The organism is Burkholderia sp. Tr-20390, from assembly GCF_017104595.1.
Lineage (GTDB): Bacteria > Pseudomonadota > Gammaproteobacteria > Burkholderiales > Burkholderiaceae > Burkholderia.
Map to the genome: position 1 here is coordinate 15597 of NZ_JAAGPC010000038.1, position 22733 is coordinate 38329.

The window sequence follows — 22733 nt, forward strand, 5'->3', positions numbered from 1 at the left end:
CCCTCAAACCTTTTCGATGTCCGACTTGCCGAGCAGGCCGGTCGGGCGGAAGAGCAGGATCAGCACGAGCAGGCCGAACGCGACGACGTCCTTGTACTCGGCCGGCATGTAGCCTGCGGCGAAGGTTTCCGCGAGGCCGAGCAACACGCCGCCGAGCATCGCGCCCGGGATGCTGCCGATCCCGCCGAGCACCGCGGCGGTGAACGCCTTGATGCCCGCGACGAAGCCGATATACGGGTTCAGCTTGCCGATCGTCAGCCCGATCAGCACGCCGCCGACGGCCGCCAGCATCGCGCCGAGCACGAACGTGAACGAGATCACGCGGTTCGTGTCGATGCCGAGCAGGTTCGCCATCTTCATGTCCTCGGCGCATGCGCGGCACGCCCGGCCCATCCGCGAATGCGAGATGAACAGCGTGAGCGCGATCATCAGCACGAGCGTCACGCAGACGATCATCAGGCGCGAATACGGGATGGTCACGTCGAAGTCGCCACCGAGGTGAATGTCGAATGCGCCGGAGATCAGCACGGGCACGGACACGTCGCGCGCACCCTGGCCGATCTGCACGTAGTTCTGCAGGAAGATCGACATGCCGATCGCGGAGATCAGCGGCACGAGGCGCGGGCCGCCGCGCAGCGGCCGATACGCGACGCGCTCGACCGCGAAACCGTACAGGCCGGTGACGATCACCGACACGATCAGCGCGGCGCCGAGCACGAGCGGCAGCGGATAGCCGGCGGAAATGCCGATGGCAGTGAGGGTCACGAGGCCCACGTACGCGCCGATCATGTAGATCTCGCCGTGGGCGAAGTTGATCATGCCGATGATGCCGTAGACCATCGAATAGCCGATGGCGATCAGCGCATAGATCGCACCCAGCGTCAGGCCGTTGACCAGCTGCTGGGCGAATTGGGGAAAGAAGTCAGTCATGTGCGGGAAGCTCCCGTTGGCGTCGTGTCGCCTGCCGTCGCCGGATCACGGCGTGGCCGCGCGCAACGCACGGTGTCGTCTCGGGCCGCCCCATGGCCGCGCAATGGGCAGATGCGCGGCCAATACGCACCCGCCCCGTCCGGGTCTCGGACAGGGCGGCATGCGCGGGCGGATACTCCGTCTTACTTGGCGGCGGTCTTCGTCGCGTCCTTGTGCCACGTGTACACGACGAACTTGAACGCCTTCAGGTCGCCCTGTGCGTCATACGCGACCTTGCCGATCGGCGTGTCGAACGTCGTCTTGTGCATGTACGCGGCGACCTTGGTCGGATCGGTCGTCTTCGCTCCGGCGATCGAGTCGGCGATGATCTTCACCGCGGCGTACGACGGCATCTGGAACGGGCCGTTCGGGTCGCGCTTCTTGTCCGCGAACGCCTTCACGAGCGCCGCGTTGGCCGGATCGGCCGAGAAGTCGGCCGGCAGCGTGACGAGCATGCCTTCCGAGGCCGGGCCGGCGATCGCCGTCACGTCCTTGTTGCCCACGCCCTCAGGCCCCATGAACGTGGCCTTCACGCCCTGCTCGCGCGCCTGGCGCATCAGCAGGCCCATTTCCGGGTGGTAACCGCCGAAGTAGACGAAGTCGACGCCTTGCGACTTCAGCTTCGTGATGATCGCCGAGTAGTCCGAATCGCCGGCGTTGATGCCTTCGAACAGCACGACCGGAATCTTCGCGGCTTCGAGGTCCTTCTTCACCGACGATGCGATGCCCTGGCCGTACGACTGCTTGTCGTGCAGGACCGCGACCTTCTTCGGCTTCACGTTGTTGATGATGTAGTGCGCGGCGGCCGGGCCTTGCTGGTCGTCACGGCCGATCGTGCGGAAGATGAAGTGGCGCTTCTTGCCTTCCGTCAGTTGCGGCGCGGTGGCCGACGGCGTGACCATCACGATGCCTTCGTTCTCGTAGATGTCGGAGGCCGGGATCGTCGAACCCGAGCACACGTGACCGATCACGTACTTGATCTTCTGGCTGACGATCTTGTTGGCGACGGCGACGGCCTGCTTCGGTTCGCATGCGTCGTCCATCATCACGACTTCAAGCTTGTTGCCGCCCGCACCGCCTGCAGCGTTGACCTGCTCGATCGCGGTCAGCGCGCCGGCCTTCACCATGTCGCCGTATTGGGCGACCGAACCGCTCATCGGACCAGCGATGGCGATCTTCACGGTTTCCGCTTGCGCGGCGGCGGCGCCGGCGGCGAACAGCACGGCGGCGGAAATGGACGTAAGACGGGACAGCGTCATCTGGGAGCTCCTCGATGTTGTTTAGTCATACGGGCAAAGGCGGCATGACTTGCGCAATCGAACAGCACCCGGGGCGAGGACATGGGACACGCCCGAGACACATAGAAGACGGAACTCCAGCGGAATGTTGCGTAGCGGGGCCCGGCTCTTGCAGTCCCCGAAGGGGACGTCTGGTTCGGAAAGACATCGTGATGCGTCTTGCATTGCGCAAGCGTTTCGCCTGCCCCGCTTGCCAAATCGCTTGTTCGGAGGGATGGTCCGACAGCCATTGGCAAGGCAGTCGAAATTATATGGGCGTTTTTAAATCGTCTGTCAAAAATGCCGGTCGACCGAGGGAAAACACGGAGGGTTTTGGGGGTAGCGGTGGCGATGGGGGCGCAACCGCGTGAGGGGCGAGAACGTTTGGTTGGGGTGCAATTGGGTTGCTATGGGGTGGGGCTGATTGGGTGAGTGCCTTGCTGCGCTTGGCTTTTGGCGGTCTCGGATTTCGTGCGGGGCGTTTTCGGGTTGTTAAGGGTCGGACCGCTGAAACTTAATCAACTGACGATTGCTTTGCTGGGCACCAACTCGGGGCGTTCGATCGAGGCGGTCAATCCTACTGTTTACAAACAAAACTAAACATCTGGAAGCTGATCGTTATTTTTATGAAATAATACGATTTCGCTTCTGCAATCCAGCCAGCCTTCCTGCGAGTCGTATACCCAGCGCCTCGCAGTCGCTTCAGGGCCGCTTCGACGCCCCTCCGTCGCCCAGCCGCCAGCCAGTGATCTGCCGTTTTTTTTCCCATCGCATATCACCTGCTTCGGAACGCTGATGAATCACCCTCTCTGCCTCTCTTCCGCCGCCGCGATCGCGTGTGCGCTTTCTGTTTCTGCCGTCGATGCTTCCGGGCGCGATTCGCTGACCGATCGGTCGGTGGGTGCCAATGTGTTTCGGTCGGAGCGTCGGGCTGCGGCTCGGAATGACGGGCATGCGGCGCGAACGGGCCACAGTCGCCTGGAGTACGCCGCGCCGATGGAGCGCGGTCCGTTCGATACGCCGGATACGCGGCCGTTGCGGGTGACGGGCGATGCGCTTGTGGTACCGACGCCTTCGGTTGAGCACGAGCCCGATTTTGTATTGCCGTCGAACCGCGTCGCGCTCGGCGCGGGTGGGAGTGACAGTTTTGGTCGCGCGGTGCCTGGATATGCACAGCGCGCGGAGAACTGGAATGAATACCTGCGCGCGAACGGATCGCGGCCTGCTGGTAGTGGCGGTTCGTATGCGCCGCAGCGGCCGTACGACGCGCCGCGCGGTCCGCATGGGGCGCCGAATCCGTTCGATCCTTCGGTGCCGCAACCGGAAACGCGGACGTTTTATGACAACGGCGTGGGGACGAAGTGCACGGCGACGGGCGGTGCGGGGACGTCGCGGTCGTCTTGCAATATCGGGTGGTGAGGCGCGGGGGGGCGACGTCCGTGGTTGCTCTGAACGCCGGTATGGCGATAGACCAGTGTCTTGCCTCCATCGCGAAATGGGCGTAGCAGCTCTCGTCTCGTTACGATGGCATGCGCATTGGGCATTCGCGTAAACGCTTAATCAACTGCTGGTTTCTAGTGCAATCGATGGGGCAATATTGTCCAGCTATCGTCGCCCGCGTAGTACTGTTCAAGCCGACTCAATTCAGAACCCTCCTAAACACATTTGATTGACGCCATCCGGATTGAACACCACCACCGCTCGCAAGCAGCATCACTCACTTTCGAACTTTAAACTGCCCTATTCCACGCCCCGTCTTCCGCCTTCTCCGGCTCAACGAATGCCCAAATCGCATGACATCGAGTACAGCGATAGTACATTGCAGATCCTGCCGACCCTGGTCCCTCAGAATCAAAACGAGGCGGAGCAATATCCGCGAGGACTCCGCTGGTAACGGCAGTATCGCGACGTTGCGAATATTGTTGATATTCCAGGCGTGATTCGAACTGTTTGGGCGAGCCAACTGCCAGACAGTACTCGCACGCTGGAAGTAACTGCGCGATCACTCCATTGCTCCGGGCTTCACTTCCTCGTCTGAGCTTGAGTAATTGACCTCGTGGAATTTGCGCCTCGACACGAGCACTTTCGTTGCCCAACCACACACGCAGTTGCTGCAAATCGATATCTCGATCGCGATAGCGGCGAAACATCTCCTGAATATCCTGATCCACTGACCTTTCCCCTCTGACGTATTCATGAGGCTAGCCCACAAACTTACGGCTAACATCGTCGACTGGGTGAGGTCAGTAGTCCCGGCTCAGACTGCAGCTCAGCCCCGTCTGGTCGCTACCCACTGGCCAGCAACGGTTTTTCACATAAGAAAAGGCGGCGTTATCCATCGACGCGACAGCCCCTTCAAGCGCGCAAATATGAACTAACCGAATCGCTTACGATTCGCACCGCGCCGGAAGCGCACTTACGGTAGCCGCCGCCTTACCCTGGTCGATCCGTGCCAGCGGCACATAGCTATTCGACTCATACAAGTACGTCAGCGCTTCCTCGCCCTGACGATCGTGGTACGTCTCCTGCACGAGCCGCATGCCGTCCCACTGGTAGTCCGTACTCGCATAACCCCCATTCAGCTTCCGAATCCGCCGGCCGAACGCGTCGTATTTGAAATGCGTCGTCCCGACGGTCTTCAACTGGTATGAATACCTGCGGGCGGACGGCTCAAGGCCGGCTGGTAGTGGCGGCTCGTATGCGCCGCAGCGGTCGTACGATGCTCCGCGCGGCCCGCATGGTGCGCCGAATCCATTTGCAGCCGGAGATGCGGACGTTCTATGACAAAGGTGCGGGGACGCATTGCACGGCTACGGGCGGTGCGGGGACGTCTCGGTCGTCTTGCAATATCGCCTGGTGATGCGCCGCAGCGACCAGTAGCGGCGGTCCCATCACACGCGCTGCGCGACATCGCGCAGCGCGGCCGCATCCTGCGGCGTTCCTCTTACATCTGCGTGATGATCAGCCTGCCCGGCTCAATCCTGATCTGAGCCTTTCGGCCCGGAACAAATCCAGCATCGTTGACCAGCGAAATTCCACCGATCTTCAGACACGGATAAGACTTGCTCGACCTGCGGGAGCGTGATTGTCACGGGTATCCCACATTTCCTATTTCGTTAAGAAACGTTGCCCACGGCAGCATTCCAGGCGCGCTCGAAATCCTCCTCCTCGACTTCTTCATGTGGTGAGATTTCAAGCTCGCCCTTCATCCCGTCAAATAGCAAAAAACCAATATCAGAATTCCAATCGCGCCGGGATGACGACGCGTAGACAGATCCATTGTCAGGTCGATTAATCTGGCGCGTCGCGACACCATTAACAAATTCCGTGAAAATCTCTCCGAGGCCGCACGGAAACTCTGTTCTGGAACAGAAATATTCTTTCCTCATGAGCAACCGATCCGCTTCATTTACGCACTTCAAAACATCACGTGGCCTCTTCTCTTCAACCAGGGAGGTTCCAAGATGTGACCCCGTCTCCTTGCCCTCACATTGCCCCCGCGGCGCCTACGGCAGCGGGTGCATCACATTCCCTGCAGGACTTGCATAAAGTCCCGGCGATACCCCCGCAGCACCATGTAGCCTCGTCAGATAGTGCTTCCGCCGTTCCAGCTCCCGGATTCGGCAGCAGCGCGAGTTTGTGGCATGTTCCTATCGGCTAGATGTTTTCTCCGTCGGATCCGTAATTATTCGACAACCTCAACGTCCGGATTTAACTTCTGATAGATACCTATAGCCTCTGAGCCGACATTTGAAATCGTACGAACCCCACACGGCTCGAATTTCTCACACACCTGGCCTTCATTATCAACATAGCGCCTCCTCAGCCGATCATAAAAGCAGTGATTCGGAAAAACATCCATCTCCGACTCATTCAAATGCCCGACATTCTCAAACCCTCCCTTCTCCCTCCAGTCCATCGCCGTAACAAGGGCGGGCGGCACAATCAAATTATTTTTATCCAATATAAATTTAGAATTTTTCTCAGCCGAAATCTCGTTGTACAGATAAATTATACAAATCTCCTCCGAGCCATACTTGAAATCATCCTTCACCACGAGCCCCGGGATGAATCCAACTCCCTTCAAATGCATAACGAATAAATCTCCTTTTTCCGGAGTCGCTTTTTTCCCACCTTCCAGGAGATCAATCACTTCCTTCATTTTCACTTGCTTCATTCGAGTAGATGCCCCCATCCGTTATCCTGCAACCAGTTTCGGCCCCATGTTACAGCATCGTTATACAAGGGGCGATTCGGATCAATGCTGTTGTCGATATTCGTAAATTCGCCGCGCTTGGCATCAATTATCGCCTGCTCGACTGATCTCGCCTGATTTCTCGGAAGCTGTCCCGTCTCATCTGTAAGCAAATCGAGGTTATAACCAAGGTTTTTGGCGTACCGTGTAGACGGATCTTTTGCTATCCCGACGTAATTTGGCTCTTGTCCCCTTGCACTTCTCAGATACACATCCGCCTTGCCGCGACTGCGCGCCACCCAATCCTCAAATGATTCCGGCGTGGACTTGGTGGAGCATGGGGACAGCCCGAACGGATCAATCCACGAGATCGGGTTTCGCGCATAGTGATAGAGGTTAGTTCCGCCCATCAACCCGATTGGATCCGGATTGATAAAGCGCCCGATGTCCGGATCGTAGAACCGGAACGTGTTGTAGTGCAACCCAGTCTCGCGGTCCAGATACTGCCCCTGGAAACGCAGATTTTGCGCCCGCGGCACATCAGTTGGCACTGGCGCCATCGCTTGCACATCACCCCACTCAGGCGTCGGCTGCCGCCGCGCCCTCGCAATCCACTCCTCCTGTACCGCGTTGCCCCACACTTTGTACCGAGCCTGCCAGACCAGCTCGCCATCGGCGTTAGTCAGTTCCTCCGGCAACCCCGACACATCGTTATGGAAATAGTAGACCGCATCCCGTGCATTGGCGTCGTTAGCCGCCGCCTTGCCCTGATCGATCCGCGCCAGCGGCACATAGCTATTCGACTCATACAAGTACGTCAGCGCTTCCTCGCCCTGGCGATCGTGATACGTCTCCTGCACGAGCCGCATGCCGTCCCACAGGAAGTCGGTACTCGCATAACCCCCATTGAGCTTCCGAATCCGCCGACCGAACGCGTCGTATTCAAAGTGCGTCGTCCCGACACCAAGCCGGTCCTTCGTCACGACGATCTTCAACTGGTTCCAGTCGTCGTACTCAAGTACCAGCTCTTTGGCCGGCCCGTGCCCACTCAACTTGCGAACCAGCCGACCATATACGTCGTACTCGAAGCGCTTGTCCTCGAACACCTTGAGCCGGTTGTGCTCGACGAAGCCTCCCGGGTGATCGCTCGACACCAGGTTGGCTGCCGCGTCCCAACGAAACACTTCCGACCGCAATCCCGGCCCGACCGCCTGTTCAATGCGACCCGTCGGGTCATACCGATAGCTCGTCGTGCCATAGCGCAAATCCCGCTTCGGAATCACATGGTCCGCAGCATCGATCAGCTATTAGGGGCTACCTTTGGCAGCCCCCGCACCCTTCAAAATCTATCCCCGGAAGAATAGACTTTGTCATTAAGCCACACAATCTCAAAATGAATAAACCCACAACTCCTCAAAAACAAAATCCAAACTTAAAAAATCCGTCAATCTCTCAAAATCATCAAACTCATCCGGCAAAGAAAGCCCCACCCCCTTTACATCATCCACTTGAACAAATCCGCACCATGCAATCTGAGTTTCAGTATTCTTCAATACTTCACCCACGGCCATTCCAGGCCACAACTTATCCAAGTATTTCCCCGCGAACTTACTATTGCATGCCAGACTTTCTATCCGACCATTTTCCGGATCATGATAGATCGCAATTGTTTCATCAATGCTAACTACGTTCTGACCGGTACGCTCTACGACATGCGTCTCGCTCAGTCTATCAATGACGTCCTGAACCTGCTCACTGAGAAGAATCCCCCCCAGCGATTTACTTGGAACAATTATGTTATTCAGCATCTCCACTCACAACGTTCATGCGTGACTTGCTTCGCCGTCAGTCGCCCGATCGCATCGCGTTGCCCCAAAGCCAGCGTGTACGACTAAGCACGGACGGTCGACTGCTACCTCGAAGGTCCGCCCGTACGCCTCTTGTTTGCACTCAACTTGGAGTTTGAAAAACCAGCAACGTCTTCATCCTGGATGCCGTCACGTTAGGATCAGCCAACGAAGTACACAGATCGGTGAGTATGTCCGTGGCAATAGCAAATGCTTCAGGATCCGCGACCTTCAGACAATCTGAATTTAGCCAGAATATCGCTATTTCCCCCCGCTCCAATTCGTCCAAGCCCGACCACAGAGAATCTGCTAAAGCATCCCAGCTTCGGTTGCTGTGTAACGGTGGATCTAGCGGGCATGTGCTACGAATCGCATCAAAAAACTGCTCCTTGGATGCAATTTCCGTAGGCAAAAACATAACCAGCCAACCGCCGCGCCTGCACTCTTCGGCAATGCGCTCTGCTTCGGCCGAATCGACCACGTAAAGTCCTGGCTTATCCAGCATCATGAATCACCTGATTTGAACAAAAGCGGGATTTCCCGTATCGCCATAATGTGTCCATGTGTAATACATCTCTCCCGTTTGGCTGTTCACCACAATACGGTTAGTGCCCGCACCTGTAGTGCCTGCCGATGGCGCTACCCGATACTCTTGATATGGGGATGTTGGGCCTTTATCTCCCGGCAAGTCCCCAGCCCAATTCTTAAACTGCGTGCCCCACTTCTTTGACAAAGGCCCCGTAGGTACCGTGCCGTTGTCGATATGACTCAAGGTATTCAGCAGCGCTGACTCTTCGGCCGCAGGTAACGATCCCGGAGCAATTCGCGCAATCGGATCTTTCGGTGTTCCTGTCGTCGATCCGCACGTCAGCCCCCAAGGATCAATCCACGAAATCGGGTTTAGCGCATATTGATAGAGGTTCGTTCCACCAAGCAATCCGATCGGATCCGAAGTAACGAAGCGCCCGATGTCGGGATCATAGAACCGAAAAGTGTTGTAGTGTAGGCCCGTCTCACGATCCAGATACTGCCCTTGTAAGCGCAGGTTCTGCGGTCGCGGGACACGGGCCGACTGGAGCACATCCTCCCGCAATTCACCCCACGCTGGGGTCGGTCGACGCGGAGCCCGCGCGACCCACTCCTCCTGTACCGCGTTGCCCCACACCTTGTACCGAGCCTGCCAGATCAACTCGCCATCAGCGTTAGTCAGTTCCTCCGGCAACCCCGACACGTCGTTGTGGAAATAGTAGACCGCATCCCGCGCATTGGCGTCGTTAGCCGCCGCCTTACCCTGGTCGATCCGTGCCAGCGGCACATAGCTGTTGGACTCATACAAGTACGTCAGCGCTTCCTCGCCCTGACGGTCGTGATACGTCTCCTGCACGAGCCGCATGCCGTCCCACAGGAAATCCGTACTCGCATACCCCCCATTGAGCTTCCGAATCCGCCGACCGAACGCGTCGTATTCGAAGTGCGTTGTCCCGACACCAAGCCGGTCCTTCGTCACGACGGTCTTCAACTGATTCCAGTCGTCGTACTCAAGTACCAACTCTTTGGCCGGCCCGTGCCCACTCAACTTGCGAACAAGCCGCCCATATACGTCGTACTCGAACCGCTTGTCCTCGAACACCTTGAGCCGGTTGTGCTCAACGAAGCCTCCCGGGTGATCGCTCGACACGAGGTTCGCCGCTGCGTCCCAGCGAAACACTTCCGACGGCAATCCTGGCCCGGCCGCCTGTTCAATGCGACCGGTCGGGTCATAGCGATAACTGGTCGTGCCATAGCGCAGATCCCGCTTCTGGATCACATCTCCCACAGCGTCGTATTGCCACTGCTTCGCCAGCAGCTCGTCCGCCGCCCTGCCTCGCTGTGCAACGTGCCGGGCACGACGGCCAACCGCGTCATACCCGAAATGACTCGTCAGCTTGCCTTGCGTCCGCAGAACCTCCCGATGCAGATCATCGCGCTCGATGTCCGCCACTGCAGCCCCGTCAACACGGATCTGATGCACATGGCCCGATCCGTAATGCAGCCAGTCGATCGTACGCTCGCCTGAAATCGTGGTGCTGACGCGGTTACCCAGCTCATCGTAGGTATGCGCAAGCCAGCCCGTCGGCGTGTACTCCTCGAGCACCTCACCGCGCGGCCCGTACTTCAGGCTGACCCGATTCTTCAACAAAGGACCACGAGCGGCCAGCGTGTACAACTCGGCCGACGCGATTCGGCTCGCCTTGTCGTACAGGTACTCACAACGTTCATGCGTGGCTTGCTTCGCCGTCAGTCGCCCGATCGCATCGCGCTCGTATCGCGTCTCGATCTTGCCATCCCGCACGATCGTGCCTTGGCCACACACGTCGTACTCGTATGTGCGCTTGTGGCCATCGAGCCCGATCTGCGCAGCCACCAAGTCGCGACGGTCATACTGGAAGCGATACGACTCGCGATTTTCGTTGGTCAAGCTCGCAAGCCGGAACGCATCGTCGTACCCGAATCGCACCACACGATTAGCCGCGTCAGTACGAGCAAGCAGCTGTCCACGCGGATTGATCTCATACCGCGTGCTGCGCTGATTCGCATCGACAACCTCAACGAGACGCCCGGCCAAGTCATACCGGAACGCCTGACGAGCACCATCCGCCGTCCCGATCCCCGTGACCCGCCCCATCGCATCCGTTTCGTACACGGTCGACTGCCCGGCCGCATCGGTCACACGCGCGAGCGCACCACGTGCGTCATACGCAAACCGCGTAACCTTGCCGGAACAATCGGTATACGACGTCAACTGCGCACGACCATTCCACTCAAGGAACTTGTACCCACCCCGCGCATCGCGAATCGTGTGCACGAGCCCGCGCTCGTCCCGGTGATACTCGGTTGCAAAACCCGCCGGATCGCGTGTCAACGTCAGATTGCCGCGATCGTCGTAACGGTATATCCACCGGGAATTCGCCGGATCGGTTTCCGCGACAGGCAGGTCGTAGTACCCATTCCACTCGGTCCGCTCAACCTGGCCAAGCGCATCGATGCGCTGCGTCTGACGCCCGCGCTCGTCATATTCGAAGCGCGTCGTGTTCCCGGCCGGATCGGTCGTGCTGACCAACTGCCGCTTTGCGTTCCACTCCAACTGCCACACGTGGCCTTCGGCATCCGTATGGCTCGTCGGCTGCTGATCCTCGTTCCATGTCCAGCGCGTCACGCGACCGATCTGGTCGGTAATCGTCACCGACCGCTGCGCGAGATCCGCGTCGAACGTGTACGCTTCGCCGTCGTTGGTCCAGTGGCGCACCACACGCGCGTCGCGGCCGACACCCTGCCACGCATAAAAACACTGCAGGCCGCCAGGCAGCGTGTGCTGGACCATCAGCCCATGCTCGTATGCGAAGCGTCGCCCGATATGACCGCTACGATCGGTAACGGCCACCAGTTCGCCGGCGTTGCCATACGCGTACCGCACCAGCGTGTCGGGTTGTTCACCGTCAACGCCACGGGTCAGCTCGATCGCGCCGATACGTTGCGGATGCAACTTGTCGTAGGACAGGGTCAGCAAGCGACCGGCGCTGTCGTGCAACCGTACGGGTCGCACGATCTCATCGTGAGCTTCTCGCTCAACCTCGATCCAGTTACCGTTGCGATCTTCGAGACGCCACAGCTTGAGCGCTTCGCCATCCGCATCGGTACGAGCGCGGCCGAAATCGCGATACACCCCGTCGACCGTCTCGACCACATAGTGGCCACCTTCGGTGCAGATCAGGTAAATGCCTTCCGGCACGCTGAAATGGCTTTCACCCGGCGACACGGCCGGGAACACGATATCGCGCCCCTGCTCGTCCCAGTACGTGATCGACACCACTTCGCCGTGTTCACGTGCAAGCCGCAACTCGACGCTGATCGGCACGCTCCACCCCGTCCCGAACAGGCTGTCGGCACGATCGTCGAGACTGCTATAGAAACGCTGCCACACGATCGGCAGCGGCCCGGGCAGGACGAAGTCGGTATCGTCCGTACCATCGAGCACCTTGCTGCCGGTAATGACGTCGACCGGATGCCCCGCCGACGGCCTCGCCAGACTACCCAGCCAGGTTCCGAACGCACCCCCCGCGAAATTCACCGCAAGACATGGCACCTTGCTTTTCAGGAAGTCGCCCCAGCTCATCTTCCCGCGGCCGCACACCGCGAGCGCGATCCCAAGCGCGGCCCCCAGCCACCCGAGCCGCGTGGCCGACTTCACATCCCGCACCCGCTGCGTCCCACCGCCGATAAATACGTTGTCCGAGCCTTCGGCAATCGTCCCGTCACAGGTCGTCTTGTCGCCAACCCGCGCGGCCGGTTGATCGTTGATATAGACGCTGCCCGACCCGTCGGCAATCATCTGTGGCCCGGGATGATCGGTACACGCAACGGTATCGAGATCGCCCGGCTTCGCCGCCCGCGCCGCCGGCTTGTCGTTGACGTAGACGTTGCCCGACCCACTCGCGATCTTGCCTTTGATCTCGGGCGGCACGAGCGAATTGGCCACCGACTTCGCGCCGTCGTCGATGGCATCGTTCATGCCGCTCGCTTCCATCAGCGCGCCGGAGCCGACCGCCACGCCTACACCGATCGCAATCACGAGCGGCGTCGCCAACCCCGCCGTGCCGATTTCGAGCGCAGCGAGGCCGGCGAATATCAGCCCCTCCATCGCCTCTGCCACCAACGCACCGACGATGGCGCCGCCGACTACCGACCCAACAGTGCCGACAAGCTCACCCAGGAGCGACGTATGCTGGATCGGATCTTCGAAGCGTGCGGCCGCGAAGTTTTCCGCGCTCACGACGCGTCACCCGGCCCGAGGAGGGACGGCCGAGCCGCGCGCGGCTGGAAACTGGCGAGCATGCGTTCGGCGATCGCCTGCTGTTCCTCGGTCAGCGGCGCCGCGCTGGTCAACGTCATCACCAGCACGCGGCCGGCGTCATCCGATGGGAACATCGTCTGCACCTGATGCCAGAGCCTGCCGTCCCGCTCGAGCGTGGAATCGATCTGAATGCCCGCGCGAGACCCCACCGTCACCGGCCGACGCGCCTTCTCGGTCAGCATCCTGGCATCGCGCGACGCGACTTCCCATTCGCGCGCGACGAACGCGTCGAGATTCTCCCCGTCTCGCAACCGTCCGCGGGCGATCACGAGATTGAGGCCGCCGGGGCCAGCGTTCATCATCAGGATGTTAACCGTGCGGTCGAGCGCCGCGTCCGGCAGTTCAAAGGTGCCTTCGTGGATTGCGTAGTGCATGGCTGGTTTCGTTCGAGTTATTTGTTGAGGTCGATACGCGTGCCGTTGATCATCACGCCGTCGTCGGTCATCAGGATCACGGAGCCCTTGTGCTCGAGGCGGATGCCTTCCGGCGCGAGCGAGATCGAGCTGTCCATCACCTTCAGCAGGATGCCGCGCTCGGCCATGTAAACCTGTGTGCCACCGCCGCCATCCTTGGCCGGCGTCGTCACCTCGACGGTGGTCGCGGTCGTGCTGCGCTTCTCGGCGATCGTCTCGGTCAGGTTGCCCTGCGGAATCTGCTTCTCTTCGCTGCCCGTCGCCACCAGCACGGTACGCATCGGCCCCAGCACCTTGTGCGTCTCGTTGTTCTCGACGACGGTGTTCATGTCCTTCTGCGCGTGCATGAAGAATTCCTGCATGCCGTTCGTGTCGGTCATGCGGATCTCGTTCGACCCCTGCCCCTTGTGCGTCTGACTCTTGATCCCCATCGTCTGACCGGCCGCACCGTGATACGGGTTGCCCTGTTCGCCATTGAACACACGACCGACGATCACCGGGTTATCCGGGTCCCCCTGGTTGAACGCCACCAGCACTTCCTGCTTGATCCGCGGAATCGCGGCCGCGCCCCAGCCGTCGCCCGCCCACGGTTGCGATACACGCACCCACATCGAATCGGAGCCGTCCTTCTTGCCGCGCCGGTCCCACGGGAAATGCACCTTCACGGCGCTGCCGTTGGTGTAGATTTCCTCGCCCTTCGGCCCGACGACGATCGCCGACTGCGTGCCGTGAATCACCGGCTTCGGCGTGCCGCGCGGCGCACGGTACGGAATCTTCTTCGGCAGCAGCGCGAAGCTGTTGCGATACGGCAGCTTCGCGCTGTGCTGCGTGTAGTCGTTCACCGCCTCGTGACGCACGTGCAGGATCACGTATTCCTGGTTGTTCTCGAGCACCGGGTGATTCGCGACGGTGACGGCGCCCGCCGTGGTCATGCGCCACGCGTAGCCGCCGCCGGTATAGCGATGGGCCTGCGCCTCCTCGGCCTCCATCGCGAAACGCGCGTAGCGGTTGCCGTCGTCGCCGTGGTCGTACAGCGACTGGTGCTCGAACCGCTCGGTCGCGTCGAGCCGCGCATGCTTGAGGTTCTGCGGCCCGGCCTCCACCAGCATCAGCGGCGACGACGGGTTCTGGTGGTTGAAGTCGCGGAACGTGACCTTGCCCACGCCAAAGCGCCGACCTTCGTGCAACTGGTCGATGCCGCTGTCCTCGCTCGCCTCGGTGGCCGCGAACGGCACCGTCGCGAGCCCGTCGATCGGGCGGAACAGCAGGTTCGAATCGCCGATCACCAGGATGTGCTTGTCCTTCTCGTAGCGGTGCGTCCAGACCAGCCCCTCCTGCTCCATCAGCCGCGCGCAGAAGTTGTAGTAGCTCTCCTGGTACATCACGACGTACTCGAGCGGCTTCTGGGCCGTGCGGATATCGAATACGAAGTCGGAGAAGCCGTGCTCCTGGAAGATCTCGGTGAGGATGTCCTGCGCGGTCTTGTTCTGGAAGATCCGGCAGTCGGTGGAGCGCGTCAGGAACCAGAACCAAGGCACCGCCGTGAGGTGATATTGCGTGACGTTGCCGGGGTTGCCGGCGCGGTCGAACGACGCGACGTAGCCGTCGAAGTAACGATCGTTGTCGGCGGCGCCCGATGCGACGACGCGCTCGAGCGTCGACAGGCGCGCCTGCTGGTCGAACCGGATCTTGACCTGCTGGCCGATCAGGTCCTCGGGGCGCAGGTCGTGGCGATGCGACAGCAGGTCGAGGTGGATCTCCGGCAACCGGTTCACGTGCTCGTCGACGACGGCAGCGCTGACCAGCAGCACGTCCGGGCCGAGCGGCGTATCGAGCGTCACGTAGCGGTTGAGTTGAGTCAGGCGCGCGGGGTTGGCGGCGCCGTTGATCGCCTCGGCAATCGCGGCGGGCGTCTTGTCCATCAGCGAGAAGCCGGTCTGCGCGAGCTGCATCGCGCGCTGGACGGTGTCGACGTGCCCGGCCAAACCCGCAAGCGGCCCGAGGCTGCCGGCGACGCTCGACGCAACCGGGCCGGCGAGACCGCCGAGCGCGCTCAACGAGCCGAGCGCACTACCGCCCATTCCAGTGGGAATACCCCCGTTCGGAGCGAAACTCATTCTTGTTCCTTCTTGTGTTCTCAGGTTCCTGGTGCCGGCTGACCGGCCCGAAGCCCCGATAATGTAGGACAAAATCCGGACGCGTGAAAGACACCTGCAAACGTTTCCGTTCGGGCCCCCGATAGCCCGAAAACAGGCCGGCAGCCGGCCGCCCGGACGGCAGTTGCCCATGCCGAATCACCGCGCCAGTACGCGCGGAACACGACACAATCTGCATGAAACGTGTGACAGATCCGTACGGGGCGAAGCGTCGCCCCAGTCACGATGAAATAGTGCGAACGCTCGGAACGGAACGCGCGCCGGCAAACGCTGCCGTGCCGCTACACGCTGCCGGTCGTCGCGTTCGATCGCATGCCTTCCGTAGCTTTCAAACGCCTTTCTTTCCGTGCGGGGAAACCGCCGCGGTCACCGCGGCGACACCACGATCGCCGCCCGCCGGTTCTGCGCCCTGCCTCCCGGCGTCTTGTTGTCCCCGACCGGATCGCTCTTCCCTTTCCCGACGACCGCGATGCGCTTCGCATCGAGCCCCACGTCGACCAGTTCAAGGGCGACGACCTCCGCCCGCCGCCTGGACAACTCGACGTCATACTTGTCCACGCCTTCCTGGTCCGAATAGCCGTAGACCCGTACCCCGTTGATCCCCGCCGAGTGGAGCGTGCGACCGATCCGTTCGACGATCCGCCGCACATCGGGCTTGAGGTTGTAGCGATCGAAATCGAACAGGATCGGCCCGGTCGAGCCGAACTCGAAACCCTGCTGGGTTTCCTGGAAACCGGCCGACTTGAGCGCGGTGACCTGCGTCTGCGTCAATCCACGATGAAGCGGCGGCGTATTGCAGCCTCCCAGCAGCATGCACAAAAGCAGCGCGCTGCCGACGCACATGCGCCCAATGCCCACCGGAAACGTGTTGTTCATCATTGACCCCTTCGATTGCACGCGCATCGCGAGCGCTCTTCCAACCCACTGCCGCGGCCTCGCCCGCAGCGTGAAACGATGGACCTCAAGCCGCCCCCGCGACCCCTTCCGCCAGTTGCCACGAGCCTGGCCGGGCGCGCTTGGCGCGGTACATCGCGGCATCCGCCGCCCGCAGCAAGCCGCTCGCATCCGACGCGTGATCGGGATACAGCGCAACGCCGGCACTCATCATGGTGGCCACCACGCGGCCGTCGGACAGCTCGATCGACGGCGCCATACCGGACAAGATCTCGTCAGCAATACGACATACGCTACCCGCGTCGCGCACGGCCGGCAGCATGACCGCGAATTCGTCGCCGCCCAGGCGCGCGACCAGGTCGGTCTCGCGCACCTGCGTGCGCAGTCGTGACGCGATGCCGATCAGCACCGCGTCGCCGGCGTCGTGGCCGAGGCAGTCGTTGATTTCCTTGAAGCGGTCGCAATCGAGGTACAGGATCGCGACCCGCTGCCCCGTCACCCCGGCTTCGCCGAGGGCGAGTGCGAGACGCGACTCGAACTGCACGCGGTTGGGCAGCCCCGTGAGCGCATCGTGCGTCGCCTTGTGTTCGAGCGACGCGTTCTCGTCGCGCAGCGTGTTCTGCCACTCTTCGAATTCGTCGAGCAATGCATTGAAGTCGTCGCCGAGCTGGTTGAGTTCGGCAATCGATGCGGGCTCGACGCGCTGCGCGAACGCACGTTCGCGCCGCACCGCGTGGGCGACGCCCGCCAGCGCGCGCAACGGCGAAACGATGCTGCGCAGCAGGCGTTGCGAGCTGATATACGCACCGATCACGCTGACGGCCAGGCAACCGAGAATGCCGCCCACGCCGCCAAGCAGGAATCCGAAGAACTGATGCCCACGGCCGCGCACGACGACGTGGCCGACGACGATGCCGTCGTGCACCACCGGCGCGGTCACGGGCCCCGGCAACGCGAGGTCGGCGACGACGCGCTCGAGCCGCGCGATCCCGCTGCCGGCAGGCAACTGCCACGTCGCGAACGGCTGGCCCTTGCTATCCGTGACCACGACCTGCGCGACATCCTCATCGCCGGCGATCATCCCGATCGCCTCGGCCGCCGCGACGCGGTCGCCGAACACGAGCGCGGCCTCCACCGTATACCCGAGCGAGCGCGCCAGCAGGTTCAGGTTGTTGCCGGCATACGCACGCAATGCAATCACGGCCACCACGATCAACGACACGGCGGCCATCGTGACGGCGACGAATGCGAGGCGCAGGTGCGCGCGACGCAGCACGCTTTGCAGCGTCGGGCGCGGCACGCGCGACAGGGAGACCGGAGGGGCGCGCCGTGTCATGGTGCCCCCGGCCGTCGCGCGAGATTGAGCACGTTCGGATGCACGCGCACGCCACTGCGTGCGACCGCGTCGAGATTGATGTCGAACGACACGCGCTCGCCGTCGACGTTGAGACAGAACATGCCGCCCGCGGTGCAGGATGGATCGTGCTCCGAAATTGTCAGCACCGGATGGCCGGCCACCGCTGCCCCCACGCGCGCGCGTTCCTCTGCGCCCAGGTTGCCGAGATAGACGATGTCGCAGGCGATGCCGAGCGCGGGATCGTCGAAGCGCACACGCTGCACGTCGAGCAGCGTCGAGCCGGCCTGCAGCGTATCGGTCAGGCCGCGCGCATGGTCGGGCCGGCCCGTGACGCACAGATGCAGGCGCACGGGTGTCGTCGGCCAGCGGGTGAAACTGATGATGCCCAGCACGACCTGACGCACGGCCGTGTCGGATGTCGCCCCGCCCGGACCGGCGGGATCCGCGGGGCTTGCGGGCGCAACGATGCGCACCGTGTCGGCGGGATCGAGCGCCTCGGCGGAAGCCCCGGCAAGCACGGCCTGTGCAGCCCCCAGAACGCAAACGATTGCGACCAGCGCATGGCGCAGCGGAGCGGTTCGACCCGGGCAGCCGGGCACCGTTCGCGCGGCGATTGCCGCCGCGTCCGCTGGCGTCGCCGCAGTCGCGAGACTGGCAGCCGACGCGCACACTTTCGCATCCATGATGGCAACATCCGCTGGCGTCGCTCCGGCGCTGCCTCCTGCCTCCCTCCATGCACGTGCAGGCACCGAATTACGCGCATGATGGCTTCATCTTAGGTAAAAATTCGCATCACCAACCAGTGGGAAACACCCGCGAGCAGCGCGAGAACTTGTGCGGAATCGGCGCTTGCGCGCGACGATGCGGGCGAACGCATGCGCCGACGTCGACCCGGCTGCGACGTCGGCGCATTGATCAGCGGAATGGCGGCCGATGCGAGTCAAACTTCATACGTTCGGTCACGCTACGCCACCGCCGACAAATCGAAAGGCGTCTCCCGCAACCGCTTCCCCGTCAGCCGGAATACCGCGTTCGCGATCGCCGGCGTCACCGCCGGGCTCGACAGTTCACCGACACCGCCCGGCTTCGCCGGATCGCCCTGCACGATATGAATGTCGGTATCGGGCATGTCGCTCATCCGCATCACGCGATACGTATCGAAGTTCGACTGCTGCACGCGGCCGTGCCGGAAGTCGATGCGATCGGACGTCGCATGGCCGAGCCCCCACATCAGGCCGCCGTACAGTTGCTCGTCGACGCCGGCCGGCGACACCGCGATCCCGCAATCGGCGACGCACGTCAGCTTCTCCACGCGCACCGCGCCGTCCTTGCGCACGACCCGCGCGACCACCGCGACATAGCTGTCGTACGCCTGGTTCGTCGCGATGCCGAGTGCGACACCGTCCGGCAGCGGCTGGCCCCACCCCGCTCGTTGCGCCGCTTCACGCAGCACGGCCGCATGGCGCGGCCGGTCGCGCATGTGCGCGAGCCGGAACTCGACCGGGTCGCGCTTCGCCGCGTGCGCGGCCTCGTCCATCACCGATTCGACCGCGAACACGTTCGGGATGTAGCTCACTGCGCGGAACCAGCCGGTCGGCACACCCGTCTCCAGCCGGATCCAGCCGATGTCGCGATGCGGCGCCGAATACGCGAACTCCCATTTCGTGATGGCCTCGGTCGTGCTGAAATCCATCCGGTCGGCGCGCTCGAGGTAGCCGGGCTCCCACTGCTGCGGCGAGGCGGGCATCACGGCGCGCAGCCACAGCGACGCGAGATCGCCCTTTGCATCGAGCACCGCGCGCGCACGGTGGTAGCTTGCCGCGTGATAGAACAGCGCACGCATCTCGTCCTCGCGGCTGTTCATCAGCTTCACGGGCTTGCCGGTCTTCACCGCGAGCCACGTCGCCTCGAACAGCCAGTACTTCGATTCGCGCGCGCCGAAGCTGCCGCCCGACACCAGCTCGTGCAGCGTCACCCGATGCGAAGGAATGCCGCCGATCACCTCCGCTGCTTCCATCGCGGTCGACGGCACCTGCAGCCCGCCCCAGTATTCGATACCGCCGTTGCGTGCCCACACGGTGAGGTTGATCGGCTCCAGCGGATTCGCGGCCTTGTGCGGCATCGCATACGACGCCTCGATCGTGCGCGCGCCGGCCGCATGGGCCTTCGCCGGATCGCCGTCGGCGATCGTCGGCACGACGCGCGCGGCCGGATCGTCGAGCCACGCGGCCTGGCGCGCGGCGAGCGTGCTGCTGTCGAAGGTTTCGAACAGGCTGTCCTCCCATTCGATCGTCAGCGCGGCCTGCCCTTGATGCGCGGACCAGTAGTCGTCCGCGAGCACCGCGACGCCGGCCTGGTTGCCGCCGAGCACGTCGGGGCGCGGCGGAATCTGCAGCACGTCGCGCACGCCGGGAATCGCAAGCGCCGCCTTCGCATCGACGCTGCGCACGCGGCCGTCGATCACCGGCGCGCGCGTGACGACCGCGACCAGCATCCCCGGCAGCGACACGTCGATGCTGTACGGAAACGAGCCGTCGGACTTCTGCGCGGCGCCGCGCTTCTTGCGCAGCTTGCCGATGTAGCGGAACTCCGTGGGATCTTTCAGCGCGACCTGCTTCGGCGCCGGCAACTGCGCGGCCGCCTGCGCGAGCGCGCCGTACGTCGCCCGGCGGCCGCTCGACGCATGCAGCACGGCGCCGTCTGCCGTCGTACACGCAGAAGCGGGCACACCCCATTGATGCGCCGCCGCTTCGACGAGCATCGCACGCGCGGTCGCGCCCGCTCGACGCAGCCGGTCGTACTCCATCGCGACACTCGTGCTGCCGCCGGTCGAGAACACTTTCCACAGCGGATGCAGGTAGTCGGCGAAGAACGGATCTTCCGGCGTGATCACGTCGACCCGGAACGGATCGACGTCGAGTTCCTCGGCCACCACCGCCGCGAGCGCGGTGCGCGTGCCGGTGCCCGAATCGTGCTTGTGCACGACGAGCTTGATCGTGTCGTCGGGCAGCACGCGCACCCACGCGTTCGGTTCGAATTCGCCGGCGGCCGGATGCGGATCGCCGCTCGCGTGCTTGCCCGCGGCCGCCGCGTCGGGCATCCGGAAGCCGATCGCGATGCCTGCGGCCAGCAGCGCCGAACCCTGCTTGAGAAAACGCCGGCGCGGCGTGCCGTCGCCATGCGGTGCATCCGCTGCGTGATCGTCGCGCATGTCACGCCTCCTTCGCGGGTTCGGCCGCGGCCTTCAGCGACGGATCGCCCGACGCCGCACGCTTGATCGCGCGATGAATGCGCGCATACGTGCCGCAGCGGCAGAGGTTGCCCGACATCGCCTGCACGATCGCGTCGTCGTCCACCGGCTGCCCGCCCTTCAGCAGCGCGGCCGCCTGCATCAGTTGCCCCGGCTGGCAATAGCCGCATTGCGGCACGTCCTCGGCGACCCACGCGAGTTGCAGCGGATGCCGCCCGTCCGGCGACAACCCCTCGATCGTCGTCACGTGCCGCCCGCGCGCGGCGACGGCCGGAATCAGGCACGCGCGTACGGCCTGCCCGTCGAGATGCACGGTGCACGCGCCGCACAGGCCCTTGCCGCAGCCGAACTTCGTGCCGGTGAGCTTGAGCCGGTCGCGCAGCACCCACAGCAACGGCATATCCCCCGGTACATTCTCGAGCGAATGGCGTGTATCGTTCACGACGATGTCGATCATGCGCGGTCTCCTGATTCGCATTCCTGGGTCGGCCCGCGCCCATCGCGCGGTTCCGGAGCATTATCGAAACGCGATGCACGGGTACGCCAGCGATCATTTCGTCGAATCCCTGTCAGTCGGACTAACAGATGCTCAAGCGATACCCTTCGATCCAGTCGATGCAGGCGTTTCTGCACGCCGCGCGGGTCGGCAGCTTTTCCAGCGCGGCACGCCAGCTGGCGCTCACGCACAGCGCGATCAGCCAGCAGATCCGCTCGCTCGAGGAATTCATCGGCCAGCCGCTGTTCGCCCGCGCCGGCGGCCGCGTGATGCTGACCGATGCCGGCACGCTGTTCGCGAACCAGTTGTCGGACGGGCTCGAGCAAATCGATCGCGCACTGTCGTCGGTGAAGGGGCGCACGGCCGGGCCGTCACTCCGGCTCGACGTCGATCCGGAACTGATGCAGGGCTGGCTGCCCGCGCGGCTGCCGGCATTGATGCGCACGCTCGACGGCACGACGCTGACGGTGCTGTCGGCGCCGCGCCATGATCGCGATGCATTCGACCACGTCGATGTCGCGCTGCGCTATGGCTATGGCGAATGGGAAGGCGTGGACAGCACGCTGGTCTGCCCCGACCGGCTGACCGCGATGGCCGCGCCGGCGCTGCTCGAACGTTACGGGCTGACGGCGCCGCTCACGCCCGAACAGGTGTTGGAACTGCCGCTGCTCGGCTATACGAAGCGGTCGTGGATTCCGTGGCTCGAAGCGGCGGGCCTCGAACCCGTCGAACCGGACACGATCGCCGTGTTCGACAACGCGGCGGGGCTCGTCGCGACGCTCGCGTCCGGGCTCGGCGCCGGGCTGGTGCGCGGGCTGCTCGCCGCCGATGCGCGCCGCGACGGCCGGCTCGTCGAACTCTGCACGATCGCGATTCCGACGCACTACAACCTGCATGCGATCTGGCCACGCGAGCGGCATGCGCGCGTCAAGCCGCTGGTCGACGCGATCGGTACGCTGGTCGCGCAGTCGCTCGCGTGCTGACGCGC

At 62.8% G+C, this 22733-nt stretch carries 19 protein-coding genes and 1 pseudogene; 3 read left to right on the plus strand and 17 right to left on the minus strand.

Annotated features, from left to right (window positions below; translation table 11 throughout):
- Positions 1–3: 3 nt before the first annotated feature.
- A complete protein-coding gene (gene livH / locus G3N98_RS13305; RefSeq protein ID WP_041493199.1) occupies positions 4–930 on the minus strand; it encodes a high-affinity branched-chain amino acid ABC transporter permease LivH in 927 nt (308 codons plus the stop codon).
- 182 nt (positions 931–1112) lie between these two features.
- Complete coding sequence (locus G3N98_RS13310; protein WP_089426904.1) at positions 1113–2228, minus strand: branched-chain amino acid ABC transporter substrate-binding protein; 1116 nt, start codon at positions 2226–2228, stop codon at positions 1113–1115.
- 813 nt (positions 2229–3041) lie between these two features.
- Here G3N98_RS13310 and G3N98_RS13315 point away from each other — a divergent pair.
- Complete coding sequence (locus G3N98_RS13315) at positions 3042–3665, plus strand: hypothetical protein (RefSeq protein ID WP_206148416.1); 624 nt, start codon at positions 3042–3044, stop codon at positions 3663–3665.
- 311 nt (positions 3666–3976) lie between these two features.
- On the opposite strand, the gene G3N98_RS13320 is transcribed toward G3N98_RS13315, so the two are convergent.
- Both G3N98_RS13320 and G3N98_RS13325 read right to left on the minus strand, forming a co-directional pair.
- The gene (locus tag G3N98_RS13320) at positions 3977–4417 is read right to left on the minus strand and encodes a hypothetical protein (RefSeq protein WP_346779084.1); all 441 of its coding nucleotides are present in this window, start codon (positions 4415–4417) and stop codon (positions 3977–3979) included.
- A 216-nt stretch (positions 4418–4633) separates the two neighbouring features.
- The gene (locus tag G3N98_RS13325) at positions 4634–4888 is read right to left on the minus strand and encodes a hypothetical protein (protein ID WP_206148417.1); all 255 of its coding nucleotides are present in this window, start codon (positions 4886–4888) and stop codon (positions 4634–4636) included.
- Between G3N98_RS13325 and G3N98_RS39780 the strand changes: the two are divergent.
- Positions 4887–5106: pseudogene (locus tag G3N98_RS39780) on the plus strand (hypothetical protein); the annotation flags it as partial. The gene G3N98_RS13325 and the pseudogene G3N98_RS39780 sit on opposite strands and share 2 nt — an antisense overlap.
- Positions 5107–5362: 256 nt before the next feature.
- Here the strand turns inward: G3N98_RS39780 and G3N98_RS13330 are convergent.
- From G3N98_RS13330 to G3N98_RS13390, 13 genes are all read right to left on the minus strand, one after another.
- Positions 5363–5635, minus strand: coding sequence for a hypothetical protein (locus G3N98_RS13330; protein ID WP_206148418.1), 273 nt, complete (start codon positions 5633–5635; stop codon positions 5363–5365).
- Positions 5636–5931: 296 nt separating this feature from the next.
- Entirely contained in the window at positions 5932–6414 is a 483-nt protein-coding gene (locus G3N98_RS13335) for a hypothetical protein (RefSeq protein ID WP_206148419.1), read from the minus strand.
- Between the two features lie 5 nt (positions 6415–6419).
- The gene (locus tag G3N98_RS13340; protein ID WP_241025902.1) at positions 6420–7706 is read right to left on the minus strand and encodes an RHS repeat-associated core domain-containing protein; all 1287 of its coding nucleotides are present in this window, start codon (positions 7704–7706) and stop codon (positions 6420–6422) included.
- Positions 7707–7829: 123 nt separating this feature from the next.
- Entirely contained in the window at positions 7830–8255 is a 426-nt protein-coding gene (locus G3N98_RS13345; RefSeq protein WP_206148420.1) for a hypothetical protein, read from the minus strand.
- 136 nt (positions 8256–8391) lie between these two features.
- Positions 8392–8796: a barstar family protein gene (locus G3N98_RS13350; RefSeq protein WP_206148421.1), complete on the minus strand. Its 405-nt coding sequence runs from the start codon at positions 8794–8796 to the stop codon at positions 8392–8394.
- Between the two features lie 3 nt (positions 8797–8799).
- Positions 8800–13098, minus strand: a complete 4299-nt coding sequence (locus G3N98_RS13355; protein ID WP_346779085.1) for an RHS repeat-associated core domain-containing protein — start codon at positions 13096–13098, stop codon at positions 8800–8802.
- Positions 13095–13553, minus strand: coding sequence for a DUF1795 domain-containing protein (locus tag G3N98_RS13360; protein ID WP_175029656.1), 459 nt, complete (start codon positions 13551–13553; stop codon positions 13095–13097). The genes G3N98_RS13355 and G3N98_RS13360 overlap by 4 nt, the downstream gene beginning before the upstream one ends.
- 17 nt (positions 13554–13570) lie before the next feature.
- Positions 13571–15709, minus strand: a complete 2139-nt coding sequence (tssI, locus tag G3N98_RS13365) for a type VI secretion system tip protein TssI/VgrG (RefSeq protein ID WP_206148422.1) — start codon at positions 15707–15709, stop codon at positions 13571–13573.
- A 405-nt stretch (positions 15710–16114) separates the two neighbouring features.
- Positions 16115–16624: an OmpA family protein gene (locus tag G3N98_RS13370; RefSeq protein ID WP_089475699.1), complete on the minus strand. Its 510-nt coding sequence runs from the start codon at positions 16622–16624 to the stop codon at positions 16115–16117.
- A gap of 85 nt (positions 16625–16709) precedes the next feature.
- Positions 16710–17978, minus strand: a complete 1269-nt coding sequence (locus G3N98_RS13375) for a diguanylate cyclase (RefSeq protein ID WP_175239147.1) — start codon at positions 17976–17978, stop codon at positions 16710–16712.
- Entirely contained in the window at positions 17975–18682 is a 708-nt protein-coding gene (locus G3N98_RS13380; protein ID WP_206148423.1) for a YfiR family protein, read from the minus strand. The genes G3N98_RS13375 and G3N98_RS13380 overlap by 4 nt, the downstream gene beginning before the upstream one ends.
- Positions 18683–18963: 281 nt before the next feature.
- The gene (locus G3N98_RS13385) at positions 18964–21210 is read right to left on the minus strand and encodes a molybdopterin cofactor-binding domain-containing protein (RefSeq protein WP_206148424.1); all 2247 of its coding nucleotides are present in this window, start codon (positions 21208–21210) and stop codon (positions 18964–18966) included.
- Position 21211: 1 nt separating this feature from the next.
- Complete coding sequence (locus G3N98_RS13390; protein WP_206148425.1) at positions 21212–21706, minus strand: (2Fe-2S)-binding protein; 495 nt, start codon at positions 21704–21706, stop codon at positions 21212–21214.
- A 128-nt stretch (positions 21707–21834) separates the two neighbouring features.
- Between G3N98_RS13390 and G3N98_RS13395 the strand changes: the two genes are divergently transcribed.
- Positions 21835–22728 (plus strand): LysR substrate-binding domain-containing protein, encoded by an 894-nt coding sequence (locus G3N98_RS13395; RefSeq protein WP_206148426.1) that lies wholly within the window; start codon positions 21835–21837, stop codon positions 22726–22728.
- Positions 22729–22733: the final 5 nt, after the last annotated feature.

Excerpts from the sequence above, each read along its gene's own strand:
- livH (WP_041493199.1), bottom strand. The coding sequence starts at position 930 with ATGACTGACTTCTTTCCCCAATTCGCCCAGCAGCTGGTCAACGGCCTG.
- G3N98_RS13310 (WP_089426904.1), bottom strand. The coding sequence starts at position 2,228 with ATGACGCTGTCCCGTCTTACGTCCATTTCCGCCGCCGTGCTGTTCGCC.
- G3N98_RS13315 (WP_206148416.1), top strand. The coding sequence starts at position 3,042 with ATGAATCACCCTCTCTGCCTCTCTTCCGCCGCCGCGATCGCGTGTGCG.
- G3N98_RS13330 (WP_206148418.1), bottom strand. The coding sequence starts at position 5,635 with ATGAGGAAAGAATATTTCTGTTCCAGAACAGAGTTTCCGTGCGGCCTC.
- G3N98_RS13350 (WP_206148421.1), bottom strand. The coding sequence starts at position 8,796 with ATGATGCTGGATAAGCCAGGACTTTACGTGGTCGATTCGGCCGAAGCA.
- G3N98_RS13360 (WP_175029656.1), bottom strand. The coding sequence starts at position 13,553 with ATGCACTACGCAATCCACGAAGGCACCTTTGAACTGCCGGACGCGGCG.
- tssI (WP_206148422.1), bottom strand. The coding sequence starts at position 15,709 with ATGAGTTTCGCTCCGAACGGGGGTATTCCCACTGGAATGGGCGGTAGT.
- G3N98_RS13370 (WP_089475699.1), bottom strand. The coding sequence starts at position 16,624 with ATGAACAACACGTTTCCGGTGGGCATTGGGCGCATGTGCGTCGGCAGC.
- G3N98_RS13375 (WP_175239147.1), bottom strand. The coding sequence starts at position 17,978 with ATGACACGGCGCGCCCCTCCGGTCTCCCTGTCGCGCGTGCCGCGCCCG.
- G3N98_RS13380 (WP_206148423.1), bottom strand. The coding sequence starts at position 18,682 with ATGGATGCGAAAGTGTGCGCGTCGGCTGCCAGTCTCGCGACTGCGGCG.
- G3N98_RS13385 (WP_206148424.1), bottom strand. The coding sequence starts at position 21,210 with ATGCGCGACGATCACGCAGCGGATGCACCGCATGGCGACGGCACGCCG.
- G3N98_RS13390 (WP_206148425.1), bottom strand. The coding sequence starts at position 21,706 with ATGATCGACATCGTCGTGAACGATACACGCCATTCGCTCGAGAATGTA.
- G3N98_RS13395 (WP_206148426.1), top strand. The coding sequence starts at position 21,835 with ATGCTCAAGCGATACCCTTCGATCCAGTCGATGCAGGCGTTTCTGCAC.